The following is a 7,387-nucleotide window of genomic DNA, read 5'->3' on the forward strand; positions in this document are numbered from 1 at the left end:
GGGCCGTGGTCCGCCCCGACTGCGGGGGCACCGGCGCCGCGGCCGTGGACACCGCCACCGCGCACAGCGGCACGAGGGCCGTCCGCATCGACGGCGCCGGGGGCTACTGCAACCACGTCTTCGTCCGCGCCAACCGGGACCTCGGCGCGCTCGGGGCCGTCCGCTACGGCCGGTTCTGGGTACGGCACACGACCGCACTGCCGGCCGACCACGTGACCCTGCTCGCCATGACGGACGCCGCGGACGGCAACCGGGACCTGCGGATGGGCGGCCAGAACGGGGCCCTGCAGTGGAACCGGGCGTCCGACGACGCCACGCTGCCCGAGCAGAGCCCGGCCGGCGTGGCGTTGAGCGTGCCGCTGCCCACGGGCCGCTGGTCCTGCCTCGAGTTCATGGTCGACGGCGGCACCGGGCAACTGCGGACCTGGCTGGACGGGGCCGCGATCACCGGCCTGACCGCCGACGGCGTACCGACCCATGACGTCGACGGCCAGTGGTACAACCGCACCTGGCGTCCGCAACTCACCGACCTCAAGCTCGGCTGGGAGAGCTACGGCGGCGCCGCGGACACCCTCTGGTTCGACGACGTCGCGCTGGGCACGACCCGGATCGGCTGCTGACCGGACACCCCGGGCGGGGCGGCCACGTCCCGCCCGGGGTGGCTCACCCAGGGTTCATCCCGCATTGGCGCGCGGTTTCCGCCGAGGGCTTGTCCGTTCGGAAGGATCACCGCCAGACTGGGGCCCGATCGGTAAAGCGATGCTGATCAATATCTAGTCGCCCAGATCGGGAGGACCCATGACCACGCCCGCGTCCCCGCTCCGCGCCGCCGGCGCCCGCGTACGCCGTGTCCTCGGCGCCTTCGCCCTGCTCACGGCCATGGTCGCCACCGGGCTCGTCGGCCCCTCGGTGGTGTCGCCGAAGCTCGCCGAGCCGGCCCACGCCGCCGTCTACAGCTCCTGCACGATGACCCGCTGCACGGACGCCCGCACGGCGCGCTCGGGGTGGTCCGCCAAGGGCTTCCCGACCACCCGCGGCTGGTACTCCTGGAGCGGCGGCCTGTGCAACTTCGCGGGCGGCCGGTTCTACAACTACGAGGGCCAGCTCCCGACCAACGCCACCTACTACGAGTAAGACGTCTACCCGCGCGCCTGCGGTGCGTCCCGGGACGCGTACCGGATCGTGGTCAACAAGAGCACCGGAGCGACCTGGTTCTCGCCCGATCACTACGCCAACTTCTACCTGCTCTGACAAGGTTCTGGGGGTCGGGCCGCGCGCCGGCCCGGCCCCGCCCGACGGGAGAGGATGACCGGATGACCCCAGCGGACCCGTACCTGCCGGCGTGGCTGGCCTTCGACGACGCGACCGGCGTCGACCCGGCCGGGACCGCCGTCGGCGGCGCGGACGCCCGCACCCGGGACGGCCTCTTCGACGTGCTCGCCGCGGCCCTGGCCCTGCCCGACCACTTCGGCCGCAACTGGGACGCGCTCGCCGACGTGCTGGCCGACCGGCTCGACGCCGGCCCGCTGACCCTGATCGTCCGGGACGCCGGGGAACTCCTGGCCGACGAGCCGCCCGCGCAGCTCGGCACCCTGCTCGACGTGCTGGGTGGCGTCGCGGCCGGCGGGCACCACTCGCTGCGGGTGGTGCTGTGCGACCGGGGCGACGGGCTGCCCGCGCTGCGGCGCCGGATCGCCGCCGCCCTGGGCGGCCACGTCGGCGCCAGCGTGCTCGACGAGCGGCCTCGTCCAGGGAAATAGTGGCCTCCCGCCGAAGAATGACCACTCTTTCCGAGAATTAGCGCGATCTCTGGACGCAAAGGCGCGGCAAGCGCGCACCGTGCGATCTTCGCGGCGCGGGCGGCGCGGGCGCGGCGGGGCGGCGGGGGAGCGGGGCGGGTGGGTCAGTTGGGTTGATCGAGGATGGCGCTGAAGCGCTCCTCGGCGAGGTCGAGCTGGGCGAAGATGTGCCGCTTGACCGGGGCGGACAGCGGGGTGTCGGGCCGGGCGATCAGGTCCCGGAAGACCGGCACCAGCGGCCGGTACTTGGCCGCCGACCGGGCCACCTTCGGCCCGACCGTGTGGATCACGCCGACGCCGTTGTCGGTGAAGTCCGACACCTTGATCACCCGGGCCCACGGCTCCCGGTCCAGGCTCGCCGCGACGTGCTCGCGGTACTGGACGTGCGGGTCGCGCGCCGGGTCGTACGCCGGGTTGGTGACCGCGCCGACCAGGCGGGCGACCCGCGGGCCGAACCGACCGGCGAGCGCCGCGAGGGCCCCCGCCGTCGGGTCGACGGCGTGCGGGCCGGCCAGTTCGGCCGGGTGGTCCTCCACGGCGTCGTGCAGCAGCCCCGCGACGATCACGTCCACGTCCCGCACCTGGTAGTGGTGCATCATCCGGATCGCCACCCGCAGCAGGTGGTTGAGGTAGGGCTCGCGTACCCGCCGGTCGTCCCGGTGCAGCTCGGCGGCCAGGTCGAGGGCCTCGGTGAGCCGGTTCCGGGCGGTCTCGTCGAACGCCTCGATCTCCAGCCGGAACCGGGCCAGCAGGCCCGGTTCCCCGTGGATCTCGGTGATCGCGTGCATCGGCATGGTGGCGAGGTACGCGGGGAACTCCATGGTCCACTTATAGCGGATCTTCACTGGCGCCGGGGTCGGGCCGTCGGCCACCTGACGGTTCGTCAGCCGGTGCGGGCGAGTCGCTTCACCAGGCGTACCGTCGTCCCCTCCGGGGTGCCGACGATGGTCGCCTCGTCCATCACCCGGGCCATGATCAGCCGGCCGCGGCCCCGGTCGGTGCTGTCCGCGCCCTCGTCCTCCCGCCAGGCGCCGTGGTCGCGTACCTCGATCACCAGCAGGTCGTCGCGCAGTTCGGCGCGGAGCGTGGTGATCCCGGCGGGCAGGAACCGGTAGCCGTGCTCGATGGCGTTGGCGCAGGCCTCTCCGCTGGCGATCAGCACCGTCTCCACGTCCCAGTCGCTCACGCCCAGCTCGTGCAGCCAGCCGCGCAGCCGCTCCCGGGTCGGGGCGAGCTGCCCCGGGTCGGCCGCCAGGTCGATGGTGAGGACCTGACCGGTCCCGGCGGCTGTCCCACCCTCCACGTCTCCGGCCCCCTGTCCCGCGCACATCCCCGGGTCTGGCCGCTCGCTCGCGCTGTCACCGCCCCGTTCCCACCCCATTGTCCCCGGTGGGGACCGGGTCCATTCCCCCGACCCGGCGGTGTCCCCGTTCCGCGTGATCATCGCGTACCGGTGCCGATGACGGCAACGCGCCGGACGGCGGGCGGGCCGGCGGCGCGCGGGTGACAATCGGCGGATGGATCGGCTGCTGAACCTGCTGGTGGCGCTGCCGCCCGCCCTGGTCCTGGCGCTGGTCTTCCTGCTGCCGGCGCTGGAGGCGTCGACCTTCCTCGGGCTGCTGGTGCCCGGTGAGGTGGCCGTGCTGGTCGGCGGGGTGCTCGCCCACGAGGGGCGGCTGCCGCTCTGGGCGGTGATCGTGGCCGCGATCGCCGGGGCGGCCCTCGGCGACCAGGTCGGGTACCTGGTCGGCCGCCGGTACGGCCACCGGCTGCTGGCGCGCACGCCCCGCCGGTTCGTGCGCTCCGGGGAGGTGCGCCGGGCCCTGGACCTGCTGCGCCGCCGGGGCGCGGTGGCGGTGGTGCTGGGCCGGTGGGCGGCGGCGCTGCGCGCGCTGGTGCCCGGCCTGGCCGGGATGAGCGGCATCCCGCGAGCGGAGTTCACCGCGGCGAACGTGGCCGGCGGGGCGCTCTGGGCGGTGACCGTGGCCGTGCTCGGTTACCTGGCCGGCGCGTCGTACCGGTTGCTGGAACGGCGGCTGGGCTGGGGCGGTGAGGCGGTGCTGGCCCTGGTGGTGCTGCTGGTGCTGGTGCGGGTGGTCCGCTCCCGCCGGGCCGCCCGACGGGAGCGGGAGGCGTCGGCGGGACGGCCCTGAGCCGGCCGCACCGCCGAGGCAGGTCCGCGAGGCGGCAACCGCAGGGCCGGTCAGGCCGGGGCGGGTCCGAGGCTCTCCCGGTGCACCAGTTCGGCCGGGAGGGTCTCCACCCGGTCCAGGTCGGCGGCCGGATCGAGGGCCAGGGTCATCGCCCGGGCGCCCAGCTCCGCCAGGGGCAGCCGGATCGTGGTCAACGCCGGGGTGACGTCGGCGGCGATCGGCATGTCGTCGAAGCCGACCACGGAGACCCGGGCCGGCACGGGTGTCCCGCGGGCCCGCAGCACGCCCAGCGCACCCACCGCCATGGCGTCGTTGAGCGCCACCACGGCGGTCAGCCCCGGTACGGCCGCCAGCAGCTGCGCCGTGGCCCGGGCCCCGCCGTCGCGGGTGAAGTCGGCGTACCGGATCCGCTCCGGCGGCAGCGGCGCGCCCAGTCCCGCGCGCAGGCCGGCGAGCCGGTCGCCGGTGGTGGTCAGCGTGGCCGGGCCGGCGACGACGGCGACCGTGCGGTGGCCGAGCCGGCGCAGCTCCGCCCCGAGCAGCCGGCCCCCGTCCTCGTTGGCCGGCAGCACCGCGTCGCCCCGGTGCCGGTGCCGGCCGATCACCGCCACCCGGCCGCCGGTGGCCGCGTACGCGGTGAGCCGCTCGTCCAGCAGCGCGTTCACGCCGTCGTCCTGGTAGCCGGAGCCGGCCAGCACGATCGCGGCCACCTGCTGGGCGCGCAGCAGGTCGACGTACTCCAGCTCGCGCACCGGATCCCGGTAGCTGTTGCAGATGATGACCAGCCGGCCCCGCTCGGTGGCGACCCGTTGCAGCCCCCGGGTGACCTCGGCGAAGTACGGGTCGGAGACGTCGTGCACGATCACCCCGACGACGCTGCGCCGCGGCCGGGCCAGCAGCTGGGCGTGCGCGTTCGGGACGTACCGCAGCTCGGCGACGGCCCGGAGCACGCGTTCGCGCAGCGCCTCGGCGACGGGCTTGCTGCTGCCGTTGATGACCCGCGACGCCGTCGCGGGGGAGACGCCCGCCCGGCGGGCGACATCGGCCAGCGTCGCCATGCCGCCCCCCTCATCCACCCGGTCGGGCAGAGGTTATCGCAGGACCGCCCGATCGGCGGAGATCACTACCCCCGGGTGGCGGCGGTGGGGCGGGAGGTGGTGGCCGTCGTCCGGATCGCCTTGACGATGGCGGGGATGGAGCCGATCAGCAGGACCAGGGCCCAGACGATCGCCACCACGGCGAAGAGCAGCGCGCCGATGTCGTCGGTGATGCTGACCAGGATCCCCGGCACCAGCCGGTGCAGGAACTCCAGCAGCACCGTGCAGAGCAGCGTGGTCAGCGCCAGCAGCACCAGACCCTTGTTCTGCAGGAAGCGCGGTTGGGCGAGCAGCAGCAGGCCACCCCAGACCAGTTTGAGCAGCAGCACCACGCCGAGCAGGGCGGACGCCTCGCCGACCGGGAAGAACCCCCACACCGCCAGGTACGCCAGTGTGCCGAACGGGGCCGCCAGGAAGAGCGAGACCATGATGGTGAGCTCGACGAAGGTGACGATCAGCAGCACGAACGCCACCACCAGCAGCACGATCGAGAAGACCAGGGTGGCCACGCCCTGCACCCGGCCCTGGATCCGGTCCGGCACCACCAGGCTCAGACTGAACAGCCCGGTGGTCCAGAGCGCCACGACGTCGATCAGCGCCAGCTGGCCGATGCCCCGGCCGGAGGGCTCGCTGACCGCGCCCACGTCGCCCAGTTCCACACCGAGCCGGCCGGCGCTGTCCCGCAGCGCGCCCGCGGCGTCCCCGCCGCCGGTGAGCAGCGTCGAGCCCAGCTCCAGCCCCACCATCAGGACCACCGCCAGCAGGGCCAGCAGCAGGAACGGTTTGCGCAGCTCACCCATGGCGTACCTCCCCGCCGGTCAGGACCGGGCGACGGTGACCACACATCCGGCACCTCCCGGGCAGCGCAGGGTGACGGCGGTCGGTCGGTCGACGGCCACCTTCGCCACCGCCGTACCGTCCTCGCCCGGGGTCACCTCGTCGTGCACGGTGACTTCCGCGCCGCGCGGCGCCGGGGCGGTCACCTCGAAGGCCGCCCGGCTGCGCAGCACCAGGGTGCGCAGGCCGCCCGGGTCGGCCACCCGCAACACGCAGCCGGTGGTGAAGCCGACGACCGTGCCCTCCGGGGACGGACTGGGCGGGGTGGCCGGTGGCGGGCAGTCGACGTCCACCCGGGCGGGATCGACGGCGGTGCCGCCGGCGCCGAGCCGGCCGAGCCAGCCCGGCCGGGCGGTCGGGTCGCCCCGGTCGTGCCGGCCCCCGCCGACCGCCACCAGGTAGAGCACCACCAGCAGCCCGGCCAGCGCCGCCAGCAGCACCTTCTGCCGCCCGGTCACGGTTGCAGGACCTGGGTGAAGCGCATCTGGTCCACCCCGGCGAAGTACCGGTCGGTGCCCTGCGTCTTGCTCACCGCCACCAGGGTCACCTGGTGCGCGCCCTTGGTCAGGGTCACCGTGCCGACGTCGACCCAGTCGGTCTTCACCACCGTCGGGGTGAAGCCGAAGAAGGTGTCGCCGACCTGCCGGCCGTCGATCAGGAAGATGGTGTTGGCGTAGTCGAACGACGTGGTGCGCACGGTGGCGAAGCGCCAGGTCCCGTCCGCCGGCAGGTCCACGGTGACGGTCACCCGGTCGCCGACGGAGCGGCCCAGGAAGAACAGCTGGGCGTCGCCGGACCAGGTGACCAGGCAGCAGTTCTTCTGCTCCAGCACCTGCGCCGGGACCGCGCCGGTGGACTGGACCGTCGCCCCCGGCACCAGGCTCTCCGCCTCCACGGTCACCACCTGCGCCTGCGGCGGCGTCGGTGGCGGGCCGCCGCCGCGGGTGGCCAGGAAGACCACCACCCCGGCCACCACCAGCACCAGCACCGCCGCGGCCGCGATCCACGGCCACGGCGTGCGCTTCGGGGGTACGGCCGCCTTCACGTCGTACGTCACCCGCCCGCTGGACCGGGAGCTCTCCTCGGGGGCGGTGTTCGCCGAGTACGCGAACCCGGTCATGTCGTAGCGCCGGGGCGGGGTGCCCGGCGGCACGGTGAGGCGGACCAGGAAGGACACCGAGCCCTGACCGGGCACCGCCCGCTGCGGCTCGGCGACCGTGAACCAGCCCCGCTGGGTGCCCTCGCCGGGCGCGACGTCGAAGACCACGGTGTCCGGCGCCGCGCCCGGGTTGGAGACGGTGAAGGTCAGTTCGCCGCTGTTGCGCGCGTCGAGGGTGAACTGCTCGGCGGCGGCGACGACGGCCCATTCGGTGGTCATGACGGCTCCTCTACGGCTGCTCACGGGGTACGGGGAACGGAACGTGCGCCCGACCGACCGCCCGGACGGCGCCGACCCCGCCCCCCTCGGCGACTGCGCCCGCCTCGCCGCCGGGCGCTGGGG

General features: G+C 74.6%; 8 protein-coding genes and 2 pseudogenes. 4 read left to right on the forward strand and 6 right to left on the reverse strand.

Translation table 11 applies throughout. The features are described 5' to 3' along the window. The 3 genes and pseudogenes from ACWEVO_RS24305 to ACWEVO_RS24315 form a co-directional block, all read left to right on the forward strand. Positions 1-620, forward strand: a pseudogene (locus tag ACWEVO_RS24305) (cellulose-binding protein); the annotation flags it as partial. Positions 621-798: 178 nt separating this feature from the next. Continuing rightward, a pseudogene (locus tag ACWEVO_RS24310) lies at positions 799-1,251 on the forward strand (ribonuclease domain-containing protein). Positions 1,252-1,313: 62 nt separating this feature from the next. Next, complete coding sequence (locus tag ACWEVO_RS24315; RefSeq protein ID WP_452309823.1) at positions 1,314-1,760, forward strand: barstar family protein; 447 nt, start codon at positions 1,314-1,316, stop codon at positions 1,758-1,760. A 143-nt stretch (positions 1,761-1,903) separates the two neighbouring features. Here ACWEVO_RS24315 and ACWEVO_RS24320 read toward each other — a convergent pair whose 3' ends face one another. Both ACWEVO_RS24320 and ACWEVO_RS24325 read right to left on the reverse strand, forming a co-directional pair. After that, positions 1,904-2,620: an HD domain-containing protein gene (locus ACWEVO_RS24320; protein WP_452309824.1), complete on the reverse strand. Its 717-nt coding sequence runs from the start codon at positions 2,618-2,620 to the stop codon at positions 1,904-1,906. Positions 2,621-2,682: 62 nt separating this feature from the next. Beyond that, positions 2,683-3,102 carry an ATP-binding protein gene (locus ACWEVO_RS24325; RefSeq protein WP_452309825.1) on the reverse strand — a complete coding sequence of 140 codons (420 nt, stop codon included), beginning with the start codon at positions 3,100-3,102 and terminating at the stop codon, positions 2,683-2,685. Between the two features lie 214 nt (positions 3,103-3,316). Between ACWEVO_RS24325 and ACWEVO_RS24330 the strand changes: the two genes are divergently transcribed. Then, positions 3,317-3,952, forward strand: coding sequence for a DedA family protein (locus ACWEVO_RS24330; protein WP_452309826.1), 636 nt, complete (start codon positions 3,317-3,319; stop codon positions 3,950-3,952). A gap of 50 nt (positions 3,953-4,002) precedes the next feature. Here the strand turns inward: ACWEVO_RS24330 and ACWEVO_RS24335 are convergent, their stop codons facing one another. From ACWEVO_RS24335 to ACWEVO_RS24350, 4 genes are all read right to left on the reverse strand, one after another. After that, complete coding sequence (locus ACWEVO_RS24335; protein ID WP_452309827.1) at positions 4,003-5,010, reverse strand: LacI family DNA-binding transcriptional regulator; 1,008 nt, start codon at positions 5,008-5,010, stop codon at positions 4,003-4,005. A gap of 65 nt (positions 5,011-5,075) precedes the next feature. Then, a complete protein-coding gene (locus ACWEVO_RS24340) occupies positions 5,076-5,849 on the reverse strand; it encodes a hypothetical protein (protein ID WP_452309828.1) in 774 nt (257 codons plus the stop codon). Between the two features lie 18 nt (positions 5,850-5,867). Beyond that, positions 5,868-6,344: a hypothetical protein gene (locus tag ACWEVO_RS24345; protein ID WP_452309829.1), complete on the reverse strand. Its 477-nt coding sequence runs from the start codon at positions 6,342-6,344 to the stop codon at positions 5,868-5,870. Beyond that, the gene (locus ACWEVO_RS24350; protein ID WP_452309830.1) at positions 6,341-7,264 is read right to left on the reverse strand and encodes a hypothetical protein; all 924 of its coding nucleotides are present in this window, start codon (positions 7,262-7,264) and stop codon (positions 6,341-6,343) included. The genes ACWEVO_RS24345 and ACWEVO_RS24350 overlap by 4 nt, the downstream gene beginning before the upstream one ends. Positions 7,265-7,387: the final 123 nt, after the last annotated feature.

The sequence above is a fragment of the Micromonospora sp. NPDC003776 genome (assembly GCF_053605645.1).

What these genes read in the sequence shown, in the direction of transcription:
- ACWEVO_RS24315 (WP_452309823.1), top strand. Translation starts at nt 1,314, where the DNA reads ATGACCCCAGCGGACCCGTACCTGCCGGCGTGGCTGGCCTTCGACGAC.
- ACWEVO_RS24320 (WP_452309824.1), bottom strand. Translation starts at nt 2,620, where the DNA reads ATGGAGTTCCCCGCGTACCTCGCCACCATGCCGATGCACGCGATCACC.
- ACWEVO_RS24330 (WP_452309826.1), top strand. Translation starts at nt 3,317, where the DNA reads ATGGATCGGCTGCTGAACCTGCTGGTGGCGCTGCCGCCCGCCCTGGTC.
- ACWEVO_RS24335 (WP_452309827.1), bottom strand. Translation starts at nt 5,010, where the DNA reads ATGGCGACGCTGGCCGATGTCGCCCGCCGGGCGGGCGTCTCCCCCGCG.
- ACWEVO_RS24340 (WP_452309828.1), bottom strand. Translation starts at nt 5,849, where the DNA reads ATGGGTGAGCTGCGCAAACCGTTCCTGCTGCTGGCCCTGCTGGCGGTG.
- ACWEVO_RS24350 (WP_452309830.1), bottom strand. Translation starts at nt 7,264, where the DNA reads ATGACCACCGAATGGGCCGTCGTCGCCGCCGCCGAGCAGTTCACCCTC.